This is a genomic window from Acidocella sp. C78 (assembly GCF_907164655.1).
Genome location: NZ_CAJQZK010000001.1, coordinates 186,297 through 203,260 on the forward strand (window position 1 = coordinate 186,297; position 16,964 = coordinate 203,260).

A 16,964-nucleotide genomic window follows, 5' to 3' on the forward strand; every position below is an offset into this window, starting at 1 on the left:
TCCGGCCACCTGACTGAGGTTTTGAGCGTTATTTGGCTGGGTCAGCGACTCGGGCATCTGCCTTCTCGTGATCAACCACGTGGAGGATTGGATGCCGGCCAGGAGAGAGCTGACGATGCGGCAGATACGACAGATGTTGCGGCTTGCCGGGGACGGCATCAGCGCGCGGGAGATCGGGCGGATGCTCGGTGTGGCGCGCAGTACGATCCAGGATAACCTGAAGCGGGCACAGGAGGCGGGGTTGGCGTGGCCGGTGCCGGCCGAGCTGACCGATGCGGCGATCGAAGAGCGGCTGTTTGCCCGCAGTGGCTACAAGCAGGGGGTTCGGCGCCGTGCCGAGCCGGCCTGGGACGAACTGGTCTGCGAACTGAAGCGGCCTGGGATGAATCTGCAGGTGCTTTGGGAGGAGTACCGTGACCAGCACCCGGACGGTTACGGATATTCGCGGTTCTGCGAACTGTTCAGGGAATTCGAGGCCCGCCTGTCACCGGTCATGCGCCAGGATCATCGTGCTGGCGACAAGGTCTTCGTCGATTATTCCGGCAAGCGGATTGGCATTGTCGATCGGGCGAGTGGCGAAGTTCGACAGGCGGAGATCTTCGTCGGCGTGCTCGGCGCATCGAGCTTCACCTATGCGGAGGCGAGTTGGACCCAGACGCTGCCGGACTGGATTGGCGCGCATGTCCGCATGTTCCGCGCATTTGGCGGTGTTCCGCGGCTGATAGTGCCGGATAATCTGAAGTCCGGCGTCAACAAGCCATCGTTCTACGATCCCGAGATCAACCTCAGCTACGGGCGCATGGCGTCACATTACGGGGTCGGTGTGCTCCCTGCGCGTCCGTTCCGGCCCCGCGATAAAGCGAAGGTGGAATCCGGGGTACGCTTTGCTCAAACCTATATCCTGGGGCGTCTGCGCCGGCAGACGTTCTTCTCGCTGGCCGAGGCCAACCAGGCGATCGCCGGCATGGTCGATCGGATCAACGACTATGTCATGCGCCGGATCGGCGTCAGCCGCCGGCATCTCTTCGAGACGATCGAGCGGCCCGCGCTCGCGGCGTTGCCGGCATCCGACTATGAATTCGCCGAATGGGGTCTGGCACGGGTCGCGCTGGATTATCACGTCGAGGTCTGCGGGTTTTTCTACTCGGTGCCGCATGAACTGATCCGCCAGCAGGTCGATACCCGCGCGACCGAACGCGGCATTGAGATATTCCACCACGGCAAGCGCATTGCGGTTCACCAGCGTCGCTACGGCGGCCGCAAGCATGGCACCGATATCGAGCACATGCCGAGTGCCCACCGGCGCTACGCCGAATGGACGCCGGAGCGGTTCCGCCGCTGGGGCGCCTCCATCGGCCCGCATACCGAAGGGCTGATCACCGCCATCCTCGCCAGCCGGCCGCATCCCGAACAGGGGTTCCGGACCTATCTCGGCATTCTCCGATTGTTCAAGGACCTCGAACCCGCCCGCGCTGAGGCCGTAGCCGACCGCGCCGTCGCGATCGGTGCGTTCACCTACAAAAGTCTCGCCTCGATCGTCGCCAACAAGCTCGATCGTTCAACCGCCGCGGCGGGCGAGCCCCAGGCGGTCATTACCCACGGCAATCTCCGTGGTTCCGGCTATTTTCATTAAAAGGACCAACCATGCTGACCCATCCGACCCTCGATCAACTGCACGACCTTGGCCTGCATGGCATGGCCAAGGGATTCAAGGATCTTGGGGCGCATCCCGAGACCGCCAGCCTCGATCATGCCGCGTGGCTGGCGTTGCTGCTCGATCACGAGACAACGCTGCGGCGGCAGAAGCGTTTTGAGCGGCTGGCCCGCGTGGCCAAGCTGCGCCAGGCGGCCACCGTCGAAGATATCGATTATCGGACCGCACGTGGTCTGGATCGCGCGATGTTCCTCAAACTCGCCGGATGCGACTGGATCCGTACCCATCCGGTCAGAGCCGCGGACGAGTCTATTTGGCTCTATCTCGGTGGATCAGGATGAGCTCGCGCAGATTTTCGATACCAAAGTCGGTGAAGGCTATGACGCCGCCGTCGCTGAGGTTGTAAACCCAGATCAGGCCGTCTTCGGGTTCCATCTCATTGGCGATGTCCGCGAGCCACTCCTCATCCTCGCCGAGGTCCCTGGCGACACGGTCAATCGTGAAGACGTGGTGGATTTTATTGGTCTGCACGATCAGGCGGCCAGGGCCCAGGATTGCGGTGTCCAGTTCCATGGCATCAATTTCTCGATGCTGGCGACTGGATGACTGGCGATGCGCGCGAGGATGTCGGCGAGCCATGCCTGTGGGTCGACGTTGTTCATCTTTGCCGTCGTGATCAGGCTGTACAACATGGCGGCCCTTTGACCACCGCGATCGGAGCCGGCGAATAGCCAGGATTTTCTGCCCAGAGCAAGGGTGCGTAGGGCACGTTCGGCCGCGTTATTGCTGAGACAAATCCGCCCGTCGGTCAGGAACCGGGTAAATGATGACCAACGGTTCAGCATATAGTCGATCGCCTTCGCCACATCGTTGTGGCGTGAGAGTTTGGCGCGCTCGGCGCGCATCCAGATCTCGAGTTCAGCGACGAGCGGGGCGCCGAGTTGCTGGCGCACCGCCAGGCGTTCAGCGGGTGACTGACCGTTGATCTCCCGCTCGATCTCGAACAGCGCGTCGATGCGCTGCACCGCGGCCAAGGCCATCGGCGCCACGAAGGCGGGGGTCTTACCCTGGGCCTTGCGCTTCGCGTTCCGCGCGATATCGGCCAGCTCGAAGAATTTTCGTCGGGCGTGCGACCAGCACGCCGCCTCGATGATCGGTCCAGGAGATCGGTTCAACTCGTAGAGCTTGTTGTAGCCGCCATAGGCATCGGCCTGGAATATGCCGCGGTATCCGGCGAGATGGGTTTGCGGATGAACGCCGGCGCGGTCACGTGAATAGTAGAACACCGCGCTGGGGGAACCCGATCCGCCGAACGGCCGATCATCACGCACATAAACCCACACGCGCGCCGTATCGGTCTGCCCTCGTGCCATCACCGGCACGGTGGTGTCGTCGCCATGCAGGCGCGCACCCGCGAACACCATCGTCTCGATGTGCTTGAACACCGGCTCCAGCGCCACGCAGGTAGCACCAATCAGATCGGCCAGGGTCGAGACGCTGAGGTGGATGCCTTCCAGTGCGAACCGTTCAGATTGACGGTTCAGCGGCTGATGCTGGCCGAATTTATCGTAGGCGATCATCGCGAGCAGGCCGGGACCGGCAAAAGCGCGTGGAATGGTGTGGAAGGGTGCTGGTTCCTGGCTGATCTTCTCACAATCGCGGCAGGTGAATTTCTCCCGCACATGCTGGATCACCTTGTATTGGCGGGGGATGGATTCCAGTGTCTCGGTCACCGTCTCCCCGAGCTTGGCGAGCCGCGATCCACCGCAGCAGGCGCACTGGGTCGGACCTGGCAGCACAACCCGCTCGCGTGGCAGGTGTTCGGGGAAGGGTTGGCGTGATGGGCGGTTGCGAGTGAAGCCGGCGACAGTCGTGGTTTTGGCCTTCGCGGCCACCTGCTCGGCGCGGAGTTCGTCCTCGGTCGCGGTGGTCTCGAGATCTTCGAGTTCCAGTTCCATCTGATCAAGCAGCCGCGCCGTGCGTTCCGCCTTGGGGCCGTAGAGCGCACGCTTGAGCTTCTCGATCTGCAGCTTCAGATGCGCGATATACGCTGCGGTATCGGACCGCCGAGCACGGTCGCCCAGAATGATCGCCTTCAGCGCAGCGATATCATTCGGCAGGGTCGAAGGATCGAGATCCATGCCCCGTATAGAATCACGAATTTCCAGGGTTTCGCTACAGAAATCCGCTCTGGACCAGGATTTTCCCCAGAATCTTCGCGCCTACCCGGCCGCTTGCGGCCGCCAGGTTTGTTGTGGATTTCGCCAGTCGATCCCCTCCAGAAGATAACCGATCTGACCAGCGGTGAGGGACACAACGCCGTCCGCAGTCTGCGGCCAGATAAACCGCCCTCGATCAAGGCGTTTCGAATACAGCGACATCCCCACGCCGTCGTGCCAGATCGCCTTGACCAGCGACCCGCCGCGTCCGCGAAAGAAAAAAACATCCCCGCAGAACGGCTCCCGTCCCAGACCTTCTTGCACTTGCAACGCGAGCCCCTTCATCCCGCGGCGCATATCCGTATGCCCCGACGCCAGCCAGACCCGCACACCGGCCGAGACCGGGATCACCGCCGCACCGCCGTCAGCACCCGACGCAAGGCGGCAACCCCAACTCCATCATCAACCCGAACACACGTCCCGTCCGGCAGCACGATCTCGATCCGGCTCGCATCGCATCGCGTGGCTCGCCTCTGCGACATCGGATCAACGCTCGCGTCGTTCACCGAAGCTGACTTGCCTGCCGCCCGCGGCATCGACAGTGCCGCACTCGCCATTACCCGCACCGGAATGAATTCCGGTACCATCGGCACCGGCACCAACTCACCACGCCGAACCTGACCGCGCCACTTCCACAATTGCCCTCTCGAAATCGCGTGCCGCCGCGCAACCAGCGCAAACACCGCACCCGGCGCCTCAGCCTCCGCCACAATCCGAAGCTTGTCCTCATCCCGCCAGCGGCGCCGGCGCTCTACCCCCGTGATAATCTCCATCCGCCCGCCGCCCCTTACCATGAATCAGCTCGTAGCAGCGCTCTTATGCACGCCTCCTTGCCGTACCGGCAGGCGGTTCACACCGGATGGATACGTTTCCCCCTTGCCCTCCCGCACCGCTTCAAGAATCCGTGCCTTCGGCACCCGACCAAAATAGTTCTCCTCCGTCGGTCTCCAGCCCGCAGCCACCATGTCGAGATTGACGGCACGCGCCAGTTGATCGCCATGCGCCAGCGCATCGGCTCGCCGGTTCCATGGTTCCTTAACCACATTGATGGTCAGAGCCGCACAATGAGCAAACAACGCCGCCTGGCTATCGTAATCGAAGCCCATCAGCACGTCCCAGAGATCGGCAGGCTGCTCCGGCAATTGCTTGCCCCATTGTGCATGACGGGCATCGATCGCCTGGGCCGATGCAGTTTCGGCAAGGCCCGGCGCCTGTGCCGAGAAGCTGGACTGCTTGGCCGTAATCTCCAGGCAGGAGAATGCGGCGTAGCGATAGAAGGCGCTGAGGCAGAGCGCATGCAGCACCGCCAGAAACGCCAATTGCGGCTCGTTCGCCACGCTGTCGCGCAGCGCCAAGGTGCGATGGGCAGTCAGTTCCGTCACCAGCCGATCCGATAACGGCCGGATGGTGTTCTCATCCTCGGCCGTTTCTGGTTCTGCACCCGATACGCCACCAATCGTGATCAACGCGCGGTGCACCGGCGCATCGGTGTTGCTCGGTGCCGTCGTCGTCACAACACCATCCGCATCCTCGCCCTCAACCGATATTGGCTCGACGGGCGTTTCATCCTCCGGTCGCACGAAGCCGCGCTCGACCCGCAAGCTTCCCTCTCCATCAATGCTGACAAAAATACCCGACCGCGCGACATCGGCAGGGTCATACCGGATCGGCCGGTTCTCCAGCGCCGCGATAGCGGCTTCGATCTCTCCAAGGCGCCGATCAACCGCCTCAGGCCATTCGTCAGCGTCAGCATGATCTGCCTCCAGCGTCGCATACTCGGCCTGCAGCGCCCGAAGGCTTGAGCTCTCCGCCTCGGTGAGTTCAACAATCTTGCCGACCAGGCGCTTCAGGCCCGCGCTATGGCCGTAGCGAAACTCCGTCGCGACGGTGATCCATTTCCAGCCTTCATCGCGCAAAATTTCGGCTTCGCTGCGAAGCTTCTCGGCCACCAACCGATCAAGCAGTGCCGGGTCTTGCAGCCAACCCCCATCATCATGCTGAAACAGATCGCGCATGATCACGCCGCCAGCAGCCTCATAGGCATTCACGCCGACGAATAAGGCCCGCCGATCACTGGCGCGAACCGCCCCCTCGGTCAGTTGGCGGCGGATCGTGTAGGGCTCCTTGTTATAGGCATGCGCGAGAGACTCCCAAACTTGTTCCTGGCGGTCATGGTCGCCGGTGACGGTGAAGGCCATCAATTGCTCCAGCGTCATGCCGTCCTCAGCATAGAGATCGAGCAGTTTGGGTGAGACTGCCGCAAGGCGCAGGCGCTGCTTCACCACATTGGCATTCACGAAGAACCGCGCCGCGATCTCTTCATCGCCGAGCCCCTTCTCACGTAAGGCCTGGAACGCGCGAAACTGGTCGAGCGGATGGAGTGCCACGCGTTGGACGTTCTCCGCGAGCGAATCTTCCTCCGCAATCCCCCCCGCGCGCACCACGCACGGAACCGGCGCCGTCTTGGCCAGGCGCTTTTGCTTGACCAACAATTCCAACGCCCGAAACCGCCGCCCACCGGCCGGGACCTCGAACATGCCGGTTTCGAGCCCGTCAGCATCGATGACAGCGCGCACGCTGAGACTTTGCAGCAAAGTGCGCCGGGCAATGTCCTCCGCCAGTTCTTCAATCGAAATCCCGGCCTTTATCCGGCGGACATTCGATTGGCTGAGGATCAATTTGTTGAACGGAATATCGCGCGAGGCGCTGAGGGTGATTTTCTGAATGGCACTGGCCATGATTTTTCTCCGCGACGGGCCGCTGGAAGCCACTCTCCCAACCGATTGCACCGTCACGAATTTTTGCGCCGTCCTTTCACTCTGCTTCGCTGTGCAACCGGTAAGCCGGAGAACCGGAAAATCGCAACACCGGACAAAAGGAAACTCGGCAAACCGGAGAGGCGGAAACGCGGTTATCTGGGTGTACGTTCCCGCTGAAACCCGGTAAGGCGGGCGCAATGATCTTAGGCGGCTTGCATCCCATCATGGGCTACAGCTGCCGGAGCCGCTCCGGCCGTATCCGATCGAAACCCCAGTATGTAGTCGGCCGCTTTCGACGCGGCGCTGGCAGCACGCACGATGGCCCGGTTATCCTCGCGCAGCACCTCAAGCCAGGCCCCGATATAATCGGCATGGCGCACCGTCGGCGCGATGCCGAGCGATGCGCATAAATAGGCGGCCGAAATTTCGGCGATGAGCTCCTCAGACGCATATTTCTTCGAGCCGAATGATCCGGTCAGATCGCGGTTCAGGCGCGAGGGATGGCCGCTAGCATGGCTGATTTCGTGAAGGGCGGTCCGATGCCAGTTGATCGGCTCGAAATAGGCTTGCGGTGGCGGCACCCGCACGAAATCATGGCGAGGATCGTAGAAGGCTCGCTCACCGCCGATCCGGAAATCAACGCCGGTTGCCCGGATCAACGCCTCCGCCTGCGGCAGAACGAGATCGGTTTCGACCGGTGGCGCCGTTGCGGTTATTTGATCCGGCAGCCCCTCACACTGCGCGGTGTTAAACACCGTGAAGCGTTTCAAGAACGGGATGGCTTGCGCTTCCTCGCCAACTTCCGCCGCGCGGCGGCGTTCATCGTCCGGTGTGAATCGGTCAGCATAAACAACAATTGTGCCGCGCTCACCCTTGCGCACATGGCCACCGAGCGAGAGCGCTTGACGAAAGGTCAGCCAGCTCTGGCCGGCAAAGCCGTGCTCGATAACAGCACCCCAGAGAATCAACACATTGATCCCGGTGTAGCAACGTTGGGTCGAGGCATTTTTGGGCATGGATAGCGGGGCTTTTGCCGCAATCGTCCCCCAGGGCTGGACCCATGGAGCCCGGCCAGCCTCCAACTCAGCGATGATTTTGTCAGTGATTTCGGCATAGAGCCCCGCCCGGTCCTGACCGGTGCGGGCGCGTTCGGTATATCGGGACATCGCACATCTCCGCGACGGGCGCCGCGAGCCTCTCTCGCGACATCGAACCCGTCACGGAAAAACCGATCTGCACTCTCACTCTTGGGCGTTGCGTGATCTCCCCTCAGAAGGGGTAGGCCGAGACGAGAGGCTCGGTCGGAGGGGAAGGCTTTCCCGCTTATCCGGACTTGTCTTTATGGCTTCCTTGAAAACTGTCAGAAATTTATCTATATTTCCAACAGGAGAAAGACGATGACGCGACTGACCGAACAGATTTTGGCGCATACGACGGGATTGCCCGAAGGCGCCCCTATGTCCGCCAAGGGCTTGCTCCACCTCGGGAACCGGGCGGCCGTGGATCAGGCATTGTCGCGTCTGACCGAACGCGGGCAGCTCATCCGTGCCGGCCGCGGCGTTTATATGCGTCCCGTCGCCAGCCGATTCGGCACGCGCGCGCCGTCTGTCGAACAGGCTATTGAGGCTGTCGCGACCCAAAGGGGCGAGATCATCGTGTCGAACGGCGCCGCTGCGGCGAACGCTCTTGGCTTGACGACGCAGGTGCCCGTCCGTTCAGTCTATCTGACCTCCGGCCGCAGCCGAAAGATGCACCTTGGCAAGCAGGTCGTGGAATTGCGGCACGCGCCGCGCTGGCAACTGGCCCTGGCCAACCGTCCGGCGGGGGAGGTCGTGCGGGCGCTGGCCTGGCTCGGCCCCGAAAGGGCAGAAGCTGCACTCACGACATTGAAGCGGAAAATGCCGCCAGGCGTGTTCGGCGAACTGGTCGCCGCCGCGCCGCAGCTTCCGACGTGGCTCGCGCAAAGCGTCGGAAGGGCGGCGTATGGCTGACTTCTTTCTCCAGCTTTCGGCTCAGGATCGGCGCGACGCGCTGGGCATCGCGGCCGACCGATCCGGCCGTCCCGCCCATCTTCTTGAAAAGGATGTGTGGGTGGTGTGGTCGCTGGCGACCCTTTATGCCGCACCACTCGGCGAGCATCTGGTTTTCAAAGGCGGCACGTCGCTGTCGAAAGCCTATCAGATCATTCGCCGGTTTTCGGAGGACGTGGATCTGACCTATGACATTCGGGCGATTGCGCCCGATCTGGTCGGGGACAATGGCGAAGGGCTGCCGAAGACGCGAAGCGAGGAGAAGCGCTGGTCCAGCGAGGTCCGTCGGCGGTTACCGGCATGGGTCGCGGAAACCGTGCAGCCCTTGATCGCGAATGCTCTCACCGCCGAAGGACTTGCAGCGAGGATCCGCGTCGAGGAGCGTAAGCTCTTTATCGACTATGAGGCGACCGCCGTTGGGTCCGGCTATGTGGCGCCCAGCGTCATGCTGGAGTTCGGCGCCCGTTCGACGGGAGAACCGGCGAGCCTGCGCGATGTCATTTGCGATGCGGCCGGCCTGATGGATGGGTTAATATTCCCAACGGCGCGACCGCGCGTTATGCACGCCGAGCGGACCTTCTGGGAGAAGGCGACCGCCATCCATGTCTTCTGCCTCCAGGAACGGCTGCGCGGCGACCGCTTCGCACGACACTGGCACGATGTTGTCCGGCTGGATGAAGCCGGCTTCGCGGAGGCTGCTATCGCCGATCGCACCTTGGCCAACGCCGTCGCCCGCCACAAGTCGATGTTTTTCGCAGAGAAGGCAGCCGACCGCGCGCCGATCGACTACGCATCGGGGGTCAACGGCGGCTTGATGCTCGTACCGGTCGGCGATGGAGCGAAGGTGTTGGAAGATGACTATATCAGCATGGTCGAGGATGGGCTGCTCTTCGATGACGCCGAGCCGTTCGAGGCGCTCATGGCGCGGTGCGCAGATTTAGCCACGCGCGCGAACAGCGCGGCCAAATAAGAAACTGGTTGGCGGTGGCGAGAAACAGATCGAGACGGTCGCGCGGCGGCGCGGCAATGATTTGCTGGTAGGCGGCGGTCGTCATTGGCGCGCGCCGTCCGTGGTGTTCGGGCTAAGAAGGTCGCGGAGGAACTCATGCATCCAGATCGGCAAGGCCGACAGGCCAGACCGCAGGTCGTCGCGGATCGCTTGTCCGTGGCTGGGATCGGCGAATAGACGGTGCAGTGCGGCGCTCACCCGCGCCCGCTCATCGTCGTTGTCCAGCAGTCCTGCATCCAGTGGAGCGCTTGAACAACCCGCATGGCGGGCCGACCAGCCCAGAAGAGGCGGCTGGGTGCTGCGTACTTGAAGTGGATCTCCCGATTGCCGGGCTTGATGTGCTTCAGGCGAGCATCGACGAGGACCTCGATGCGGGCCGGCACGGCTGTGGTGAGGGCGAGGTCGTTGGCGGCGGTCATATCGTCCACTACGGCGCCAGCTTGATCGCGACGTGTCACGGCGCGGATGACGGCCCGATAGTCGGGAACGGTTGTGTGGCCCGTCAGACTGCTTTTGCGGGGCCGGTCATAGAGCCCCCGGTCAATGCGGCGAAGCTCTCCGGAGGGGACGAGACGCTGCAACGTCTTATCCACGGCGGCGCGGCTGCTGAGATCCACGAAGTCGCTTGGCGTCCAAACCTCCTCTGGGTCTGACGCGATTCGATCGAGCAGCTGGGCGCGAAGGACACCCCGCTGTGCCCACTTTACTCGAACGCCATATCGCTTGCTACGACAGATGCACGAGAACCACCGGCGCCATCATTCTTACTGTCGGTATTGGGGGCGAATATCCGCCATGTCCAAACGATACGACATTTTTCGGACGCCTTCACGGGTTGACCGAAACATGTTGCTTTATTCCGACGCTGGCGCTGGGAACACGGCGGCGGCAAGGCGCCAAAGATAGTCCGAAGTTTGCTACACATTTCGCACAAATAGTCGCCTGACACTTACCCTATTCCATGCTCATGAGATGGCGGCTTCCAGGCGCCGCTCGGCGCGATCGCCGCTTGTGCGCGCCGGTGTCGCCCGGCCGTCAAGGATACCAGCCATCTCTGCAGCCACACGGTCGGCAGTCATTCTGAGCGCTTCATCAATGTGGATGTAGCGCTGGGTGACGCCGCGGGCCGAGTGACCGAGCAGTGCCGCGATGGTCAATTCGGAAAAACCTAGATCGCCGGCCAGGCTGGCAAAGGTATGGCGCAAGGTGTGCGGCGTGATGTCGGCCAGCCGCGCCTTTTCACAGACGCGATCAAGCACGCGCACCACGCCGACAAAATGGCCTCCGCCCCAATCAGCTGGAAAGAAGTAGGGCGATTTCGTTTTTGGTTGACCGAGCAACAGCTCGATGGCGGCACGCCCGATCACCCGCGTTTGCGCACCGCTTTTGGTGTCAGGGAACCGAATCGCCTCTTCTTCCTCATCCAGCCATGCGCGTTGCAGTCCCAGGCCCTCCATGCGTCGGAAGCCGGTGAGCAGCAGGAAGCGTATGGCCGCAAGTCCGGTCGGATTCTCCCCCTCCTCGGCGACGGCGCGAAGCGTCTTGCCCAACCGCTCGATCTCCGCGCGACTGAGACGCCGCTCACGGGGCTGCGCGGCGAGCTTTCGAACGCCCTTGGCGGGATTGGCTTCGATCCGTCCAAGGCGCACGGCATGTTCGAAGATGGCGTGGAGCGTCGATATTGTCCGCGCCGCGACGCCTTCGCCGCCGGTCGTGGCGCCGCCACGGCTGCCGACGCGCGCTTTCGACGTCTTACCCGCGGCAATGTCGGCTTGCGCACCTTCGATGTCGCCGAGCTTGAGCGAGCCGATCTGCCGGCGCCCGAGCAGAGGTTTGATGTGGGCCTCGATACGGCTCCGATCCATCGCCAAGGTGGACGCCTTGATGGCGCGTCGGCGCCGGCCGAGGATGCGCCCGGTCTCAGCCTCGACGATGTACCAATCGCAAATTTCGGCGACGGTCAGGAGTCTCGCCGCCTTAGCTTCATCGGCGACAGGGTCGATGCCCTTGGACACGGCGACGAGCTTCTCGTGGGCGATGATACGAGCCTCCTCGACGGTCATCAGCCCATAGCGCCCGATCACTACCCGTCGGGGCCTGCCCTCGGGGGTGCGGTACTGGATGACGAAGCTCTTGAGGCCCGACGGCATGACTTGGACGCCGAAGCCTCGCAGCTCGCGATCCCATCGGAAACTCTCCCGAACCTTGACCCCAACCTTCGAAGGTTCCGGAGCCTTGAGGGCGTCCACGACGCGCTTGGTGAGCTTTTCTCCAGCCATATCAGGCACCTACTGGAAGTTTGTTTAGAATTAGCCGATTATAGACCTCAACGAAGCAAATTCCAAGCACTTGAAAGCAAGTCGCGGGGTAGGTCGGGATACTGACGGCAGAGATGTTCGTGGCTATCTAGTTGATTTATCCTATAAACGCTTGCTCTAGCGGGAAGCCGGATACACTGGCGTAGGCTACTCGGGCACCTTGCCAAGGTTGGGGTCGAGGGTTCGAATCCCTTCGCCCGCTCCAAGTTTTCTTAGGAAAATCAGAGAGATAAAGACGGCCCTTCGGGGCCGTTTTTGCTTACCTGGGGTGCCGCTGTATATCGGGTAAGCAAGGGGTAAGCTCGCGAAGACCGGTTTTTGGCGGCCGATGCCATTGTTAGCGCTGGATCTGGCGTTGTCAGTGCATGGCAACGAACGGCGAGCTCAGCCTACGGATCCGCGCTTACCCCAAGGGCCGTCCGCAGGCGGGTAAGCAACTCGGATAAGCACCGGCGGGGAATCGCATTGTGTGAATGGATCTCCGCGATCTCGCGCATGACGGCGCGGTGCCAGTCCAATGGGCCGGGACTTACCGCTTCAACCGCGTCGGTTCCTATCGCGGTCTCAGACCCCTTTCCGTGCGGGTGCCCAGCATGCTGGCAGCCTTGAATTAGCCCCGCTCGCTATTAAGATATATGGCGATATGCTTTAATAGCGGTAAGGCTAATTAAAGGATCGCTTGTGACGAACGGAGAGAACCAAAGGCTCGGGGCCTATGTCGAAACGAGCGCGGGAGGCGAGCGCGTGCGCGCCTATGTACCTGCGCCACTGCCGCCGAATCCGCCGCTCGAACTCGGGCGATTCATGCAGGTCTATGAGCGCGCCATCGCCGCGGTCGGGCGTCTCGACGGTGTGACGACGATCCTGCCCTCGACGCCTTTGTTCCTCTACATGTACGTCCGCAAGGAAGCCCTGCTGTCCTCTCAGATCGAGGGGACGCAATCCTCGCTGTCGGATCTGCTGCTGTTCGAAAATCATGAGGCGCCGGCCGTCGAACTCGACGACGTGACCGAGGTTTCGAATTACGTCGCGGCGATCGAGCATGGCGTCTCCCGGATGCGCGGCGGATTTCCGTTGTCACTCCGGCTGATTCGCGAAATGCACGCCATCCTGCTCAAGTCGGGACGAGGCGCCGCGAAGCAACCGGGCGAGTTCCGCCGCTCGCAGAACTGGATCGGCGGAACCCGGCCCGGCAACGCCCTGTTCGTGCCGCCGCCGCCCAATCGACTGGACGAATGCCTCGATGCGCTCGAGCGCTTCATGCACAGCGAGGATGCGGCGCTGCCTCCGCTCATCCGGGCGGGCCTGGCCCACGTCCAGTTCGAGACGATCCACCCCTTCCTCGACGGCAACGGGCGCCTGGGTCGGCTTCTCATCACGCTGATCCTGTGCGAGGCGGGGGTGCTGCGCGAGCCAATCCTCTATCTCAGCCTGTTCCTGAAGACCCGGCGCGACGACTATTACCGGCTCCTGCAGGAGGTCCGCCAGGCTGGGACCTGGGAGACCTGGATGGAGTTCTTCCTGACCGGCGTCGCGGAGACCGCGGAACAAGCCGCCGCGACGGCGCGCGATCTGATCGCCATGTTCGATGCTCACCGACAGCAGATCGCCGGCCTCGGCCGCGCGGCCCCATCCGCGCTCCGCGTCCACGAATTGATGCAAGCCAGCCCGATCGTCACCATCCAGACTGTCTCCGAAAAACTCGCCGTCTCATTCCCGACCGCCAGCACGGCGCTGGAAAACCTCGCCAAGATCAACGTCGTGCGCGAGACCACGGGACGGCAACGCGGCCGGATCTACGCCTATTCGGACTATCTGGCCTTGCTCGATCGCGGCACGGATCCGTTGCCGGCATGACGCGCCGGGGGAAATCGAAACCAAGCGCAACGTATATCGAGATGGAGGCGAACAGGGAGGGGCGGCAAAGTTTGTAGGAGGCGTCGGCGCGTATGCGGGCCGACGATGTGAACGGCGTGGATATAGAGCTTCGTGATTTGCGTTTGGCGCTCGTAACGTCACAGCACCGCAGCCTGCGACAGGCAGCGGAAGCTCTGAACATACGCCAATCGACCCTGAGCCGCCGGCTGCACGAGATCGAGCGCCAGCTCGGCGTGGTGTTGTTCGAAAGGACGAATGGGGGCACCCGCCTCACCACGGTAGGCCTGGAGTTCGTCGCGAGCGCCAAGCGGATACTTGATGACGTGGATACGGAACTCCAGCGGCTCAGGAGCAGGAGCCGTGGCGAACTTGGCCTGCTGGCGATCGGCGTTCATGCCTCCCCTTCGGCAGGGAACATGCACACGACGCTGGTCGAATACCATCGGCGCTTTCCGGATGTGGATGTGCGCACGGTCGATGGAAGCCATGAGCGGCTACTTTGCGCCCTCGCGGGCAACGCCGTCGATGTTGCGATCATGACCGGCCAAGCGACGGCGTGGGACGGCCGCGTGCTTCCACTATGGAGCGAGCGGGTGATCGTGGCTTTCCCCGAGCATCATGCACTTGGCCAAAATCCGAGGATTCGCTGGGCGGATCTTGCAAATGAAAAGTTCCTCGTCCCGCAGCAAGGCCCTGGACCGGAATTGGAAGGGCTGCTCACAGCGAAGCTTCGTCATGCGGTGGGCTCCCTGTTGATTTCCGCTGAGATCTGACCCGGGAAGGCCGGATTTTTCCACTGAGATTTGACCCATGTTTGACTGTTTCCCCGTCTGGAAGAGGCGGGGGCGAACGGAGTGTTGGACATGGCGTTTTTGAGCATTATCCGCCGGTGGCATAAGCGTGAGCATGTGCCGATCCGAGAGATTTCCCGGCGCACAGGCGTGTCGCGGAACACGATCCGCAAATATCTTCGGTCTGATGTGATTGAGCCGAAGTTTCAGGTTCCGGACCGGCCGAGCAAGCTTGATCCTTATGCCGAGAAGCTTTTGGCGTGGCTGCGCCGTGAAGCTGGCCGGCCGCGCAAGCAGCGGCGGACGGTCAAGCAGCTATACGGTGATCTCGTCAGCCTGGGCTATGACGGTTCCTACAATCGTGTGGCGGCCTTTGCCCGGGCTTGGAAGGGGGAGTGCCAACGGCTGCAGCAGACCGCCGGCCGGGGAACCTTCGTGCCCTTGGCCTTTGCGCCTGGCGAGGCGTTCCAGTTTGACTGGAGCGAAGATTTTGCGATCATCGGTGGCGTCCGCGTCAAGTTGCAGGTGGCGCACACCAAACTGTCGCATAGCCGGGCGTTCATTGTTCGGGCCTATCTGCTGCAGACACATGAGATGTTGTTCGACGCGCATAACCACGCCTTCCAAGCTCTCGGCGGCGTACCGCGGCGCGGGATTTACGACAACATGCGCACCGCCGTTGACAAGGTCGGCCGTGGCAAGGAGCGCAGCGTCAACGCCCGCTTCCTGGCGATGACCAGCCATTATCTCTTCGAGGCCGAGTTCTGTAATCGGGCCGCCGGTTGGGAGAAGGGGCAGGTTGAGAAGAACGTCCAGGATGCACGCCACCGCCTGTGGCAGTCCATGCCTCCGTTCGAAAGCTTGGACGCCCTGAACGACTGGCTGGAGCGGCGCTGCCGGGAGCTGTGGGAGCAGACCGCGCATGGCAACGAGCCGGGAACCATTGCCGATGTCTGGGCCAGCGAGGTTGAGAGCCTCATGCCTGTGGGCCGTCCGTTCGATGGGTTCGTGGAACACACCAAGCGGGTCTCCTCGACCTGCCTGATCCACTTGGAGCGTAACCGCTACAGCGTGCCGGCCTCTTTTGCCAACCGGCCGGTCAGCCTGCGGGTCTATCCCGACAGGCTGGTGGTGGCGGCGGAGGGGCAAATCATCTGCGAGCATCCGCGCATCATCGACCGGACGCACAACGGCCCAGGGCGCACTGTGTATGACTGGCGGCATTATCTGGCGGTGATCCAGCGCAAGCCGGGCGCCTTGCGCAACGGTGCGCCGTTCCTGGAATTGCCCGATGCCTTCAAGCGGCTGCAGCAACATCTCCTGCGCCGTCCTGGCGGTGACCGGGAGATGGTGGAGATCCTGGCCCTGGTGCTGCACCATGACGAGCAGGCGGTGTTGGTGGCGGTGGAACTGGCGCTGGAGGACGGCGTGCCGTCCAAGACGCATATCATCAACCGGCTCCACCGGCTGATCGACGGCAAACAGGCTCCGCTTCCGGTCATCACCGCGCCACAGGCACTGACATTGGCCAATGAACCCAAGGCTGACGTCGAGCGCTACGATAGCTTGCGCCAATCTGAGGAGGCCCGCCATGCGTCATGATCCCGCCACCGGCGCGCTCGTCATCATGCTGCGCAGCCTCAAAATGCACGGCATGGCACAGGCCGTCGATGAACTGGCCCAGCAGGGTGCCCCGGCCTTCGAAGCCGCCATCCCGGTACTCTCCCAGTTGCTCAAGGCCGAGACCGCTGAGCGCGAGGTCCGCTCCATGGCCTATCAGTTCAAGGCCGCCCGCTTCCCGGCCTATCGCGACCTGGCCGGCTTCGACTTCGCCAGCAGCGAGGTCAATGAGGCCCTGGTCCGCCAGTTGCATCGTTGCGACTTCATCGAACCCGCCGACAATGTCGTGCTCGTCGGCGGCCCGGGCACGGGCAAAACCCACATCGCCACCGCGCTCGGCGTGCAGGCCGTCGAGCATCACAAAAAGCGCGTCCGCTTCTTCTCCACCGTCGAGCTGGTCAATGCTCTGGAGCAGGAAAAAGCTCAGGGAAAGGCTGGGCAAATCGCCGGCCGTCTGATCCATGCCGACCTCGTCATCCTCGATGAGCTTGGCTATCTGCCCTTCAGCGCCTCAGGCGGAGCTTTGCTGTTCCATCTGCTCAGCAAGCTCTACGAGCGCACCAGCGTCGTCATCACCACCAACCTGAGCTTCAGCGAATGGTCCGCCGTCTTCGGCGACGCCAAGATGACCACCGCGCTCCTCGATCGCCTCACCCACCACTGCCATATGCGGATTCCGGAGAATT

Annotated in this window: 16 protein-coding genes and 2 pseudogenes; 9 read left to right on the plus strand and 9 right to left on the minus strand. The window is 62.5% G+C overall.

Annotated features, from left to right (window positions below; all coding sequences use genetic code 11):
• Positions 1 to 91: 91 nt before the first annotated feature.
• Positions 92 to 1,633, plus strand: coding sequence for an IS21 family transposase (gene istA / locus ACIDOCELLA78_RS97775; RefSeq protein ID WP_201727517.1), 1,542 nt, complete (start codon positions 92 to 94; stop codon positions 1,631 to 1,633).
• Positions 1,634 to 1,644: 11 nt separating this feature from the next.
• Complete coding sequence (locus ACIDOCELLA78_RS97780; protein ID WP_249674919.1) at positions 1,645 to 1,995, plus strand: ATP-binding protein; 351 nt, start codon at positions 1,645 to 1,647, stop codon at positions 1,993 to 1,995.
• Here the strand turns inward: ACIDOCELLA78_RS97780 and ACIDOCELLA78_RS97785 are convergent.
• From ACIDOCELLA78_RS97785 to ACIDOCELLA78_RS97810, 6 genes are all read right to left on the minus strand, one after another.
• Entirely contained in the window at positions 1,964 to 2,227 is a 264-nt protein-coding gene (locus ACIDOCELLA78_RS97785; protein WP_249674923.1) for a hypothetical protein, read from the minus strand. The genes ACIDOCELLA78_RS97780 and ACIDOCELLA78_RS97785 overlap by 32 nt on opposite strands.
• Positions 2,188 to 3,795 (minus strand): IS66 family transposase, encoded by a 1,608-nt coding sequence (gene tnpC, locus ACIDOCELLA78_RS97790; RefSeq protein ID WP_201727518.1) that lies wholly within the window; start codon positions 3,793 to 3,795, stop codon positions 2,188 to 2,190. The genes ACIDOCELLA78_RS97785 and tnpC overlap by 40 nt, the downstream gene beginning before the upstream one ends.
• Positions 3,796 to 3,876: 81 nt before the next feature.
• Complete coding sequence (gene tnpB / locus ACIDOCELLA78_RS97795) at positions 3,877 to 4,224, minus strand: IS66 family insertion sequence element accessory protein TnpB (RefSeq protein ID WP_201727519.1); 348 nt, start codon at positions 4,222 to 4,224, stop codon at positions 3,877 to 3,879.
• Entirely contained in the window at positions 4,221 to 4,646 is a 426-nt protein-coding gene (gene tnpA / locus ACIDOCELLA78_RS97800) for an IS66-like element accessory protein TnpA (protein WP_201727520.1), read from the minus strand. The genes tnpB and tnpA overlap by 4 nt, the downstream gene beginning before the upstream one ends.
• Positions 4,647 to 4,670: 24 nt before the next feature.
• Positions 4,671 to 6,611, minus strand: coding sequence for a ParB/RepB/Spo0J family partition protein (locus tag ACIDOCELLA78_RS97805; protein ID WP_201727521.1), 1,941 nt, complete (start codon positions 6,609 to 6,611; stop codon positions 4,671 to 4,673).
• A gap of 224 nt (positions 6,612 to 6,835) precedes the next feature.
• Positions 6,836 to 7,798, minus strand: coding sequence for an ArdC family protein (locus ACIDOCELLA78_RS97810; protein WP_201727522.1), 963 nt, complete (start codon positions 7,796 to 7,798; stop codon positions 6,836 to 6,838).
• Positions 7,799 to 8,029: 231 nt separating this feature from the next.
• Here ACIDOCELLA78_RS97810 and ACIDOCELLA78_RS97815 point away from each other — a divergent pair, with 231 nt between their 5' ends.
• Positions 8,030 to 8,623, plus strand: coding sequence for a DUF6088 family protein (locus ACIDOCELLA78_RS97815; protein WP_201727523.1), 594 nt, complete (start codon positions 8,030 to 8,032; stop codon positions 8,621 to 8,623).
• Complete coding sequence (locus ACIDOCELLA78_RS97820; RefSeq protein WP_201727524.1) at positions 8,616 to 9,632, plus strand: nucleotidyl transferase AbiEii/AbiGii toxin family protein; 1,017 nt, start codon at positions 8,616 to 8,618, stop codon at positions 9,630 to 9,632. Before ACIDOCELLA78_RS97815 ends, ACIDOCELLA78_RS97820 begins: the two co-directional genes overlap by 8 nt.
• 81 nt (positions 9,633 to 9,713) lie before the next feature.
• On the opposite strand, the gene ACIDOCELLA78_RS97825 is transcribed toward ACIDOCELLA78_RS97820, so the two are convergent.
• The 3 genes from ACIDOCELLA78_RS97825 to ACIDOCELLA78_RS97835 all read right to left on the minus strand — a co-directional run bounded on the left by ACIDOCELLA78_RS97825 (position 9,714) and on the right by ACIDOCELLA78_RS97835 (position 11,950).
• Complete coding sequence (locus ACIDOCELLA78_RS97825) at positions 9,714 to 9,869, minus strand: hypothetical protein (RefSeq protein ID WP_201727525.1); 156 nt, start codon at positions 9,867 to 9,869, stop codon at positions 9,714 to 9,716.
• Positions 9,866 to 10,408: a DUF6088 family protein gene (locus tag ACIDOCELLA78_RS97830; protein ID WP_307850849.1), complete on the minus strand. Its 543-nt coding sequence runs from the start codon at positions 10,406 to 10,408 to the stop codon at positions 9,866 to 9,868. Before ACIDOCELLA78_RS97830 ends, ACIDOCELLA78_RS97825 begins: the two co-directional genes overlap by 4 nt.
• Positions 10,409 to 10,636: 228 nt before the next feature.
• Entirely contained in the window at positions 10,637 to 11,950 is a 1,314-nt protein-coding gene (locus ACIDOCELLA78_RS97835) for a site-specific integrase (protein ID WP_201727527.1), read from the minus strand.
• A gap of 720 nt (positions 11,951 to 12,670) precedes the next feature.
• Between ACIDOCELLA78_RS97835 and ACIDOCELLA78_RS97840 the strand changes: the two genes are divergently transcribed.
• The 5 genes and pseudogenes from ACIDOCELLA78_RS97840 to istB form a co-directional block, all read left to right on the plus strand.
• Positions 12,671 to 13,846, plus strand: a complete 1,176-nt coding sequence (locus tag ACIDOCELLA78_RS97840) for a Fic family protein (RefSeq protein WP_201727528.1) — start codon at positions 12,671 to 12,673, stop codon at positions 13,844 to 13,846.
• Between the two features lie 92 nt (positions 13,847 to 13,938).
• Positions 13,939 to 14,091: pseudogene (locus ACIDOCELLA78_RS97845) on the plus strand (LysR family transcriptional regulator); the annotation flags it as partial.
• Positions 14,092 to 14,283: 192 nt separating this feature from the next.
• Complete coding sequence (locus ACIDOCELLA78_RS97850; protein WP_249674927.1) at positions 14,284 to 14,640, plus strand: LysR substrate-binding domain-containing protein; 357 nt, start codon at positions 14,284 to 14,286, stop codon at positions 14,638 to 14,640.
• 90 nt (positions 14,641 to 14,730) lie between these two features.
• Complete coding sequence (gene istA, locus ACIDOCELLA78_RS97855; RefSeq protein ID WP_201727493.1) at positions 14,731 to 16,260, plus strand: IS21 family transposase; 1,530 nt, start codon at positions 14,731 to 14,733, stop codon at positions 16,258 to 16,260.
• A pseudogene (gene istB / locus ACIDOCELLA78_RS97860) lies at positions 16,250 to 16,948 on the plus strand (IS21-like element helper ATPase IstB); the annotation flags it as partial. The gene istA (ACIDOCELLA78_RS97855) and the pseudogene istB, both read left to right, overlap by 11 nt.
• Positions 16,949 to 16,964 lie beyond the last annotated feature (16 nt).

What these genes read in the sequence shown, in the direction of transcription:
- istA (WP_201727517.1), top strand. Translation starts at nt 92, where the DNA reads ATGCCGGCCAGGAGAGAGCTGACGATGCGGCAGATACGACAGATGTTG.
- ACIDOCELLA78_RS97780 (WP_249674919.1), top strand. Translation starts at nt 1,645, where the DNA reads ATGCTGACCCATCCGACCCTCGATCAACTGCACGACCTTGGCCTGCAT.
- ACIDOCELLA78_RS97785 (WP_249674923.1), bottom strand. Translation starts at nt 2,227, where the DNA reads ATGGAACTGGACACCGCAATCCTGGGCCCTGGCCGCCTGATCGTGCAG.
- tnpC (WP_201727518.1), bottom strand. Translation starts at nt 3,795, where the DNA reads ATGGATCTCGATCCTTCGACCCTGCCGAATGATATCGCTGCGCTGAAG.
- tnpA (WP_201727520.1), bottom strand. Translation starts at nt 4,646, where the DNA reads ATGGAGATTATCACGGGGGTAGAGCGCCGGCGCCGCTGGCGGGATGAG.
- ACIDOCELLA78_RS97805 (WP_201727521.1), bottom strand. Translation starts at nt 6,611, where the DNA reads ATGGCCAGTGCCATTCAGAAAATCACCCTCAGCGCCTCGCGCGATATT.
- ACIDOCELLA78_RS97810 (WP_201727522.1), bottom strand. Translation starts at nt 7,798, where the DNA reads ATGTCCCGATATACCGAACGCGCCCGCACCGGTCAGGACCGGGCGGGG.
- ACIDOCELLA78_RS97815 (WP_201727523.1), top strand. Translation starts at nt 8,030, where the DNA reads ATGACGCGACTGACCGAACAGATTTTGGCGCATACGACGGGATTGCCC.
- ACIDOCELLA78_RS97820 (WP_201727524.1), top strand. Translation starts at nt 8,616, where the DNA reads ATGGCTGACTTCTTTCTCCAGCTTTCGGCTCAGGATCGGCGCGACGCG.
- ACIDOCELLA78_RS97835 (WP_201727527.1), bottom strand. Translation starts at nt 11,950, where the DNA reads ATGGCTGGAGAAAAGCTCACCAAGCGCGTCGTGGACGCCCTCAAGGCT.
- ACIDOCELLA78_RS97850 (WP_249674927.1), top strand. Translation starts at nt 14,284, where the DNA reads ATGCACACGACGCTGGTCGAATACCATCGGCGCTTTCCGGATGTGGAT.
- istA (WP_201727493.1), top strand. Translation starts at nt 14,731, where the DNA reads ATGGCGTTTTTGAGCATTATCCGCCGGTGGCATAAGCGTGAGCATGTG.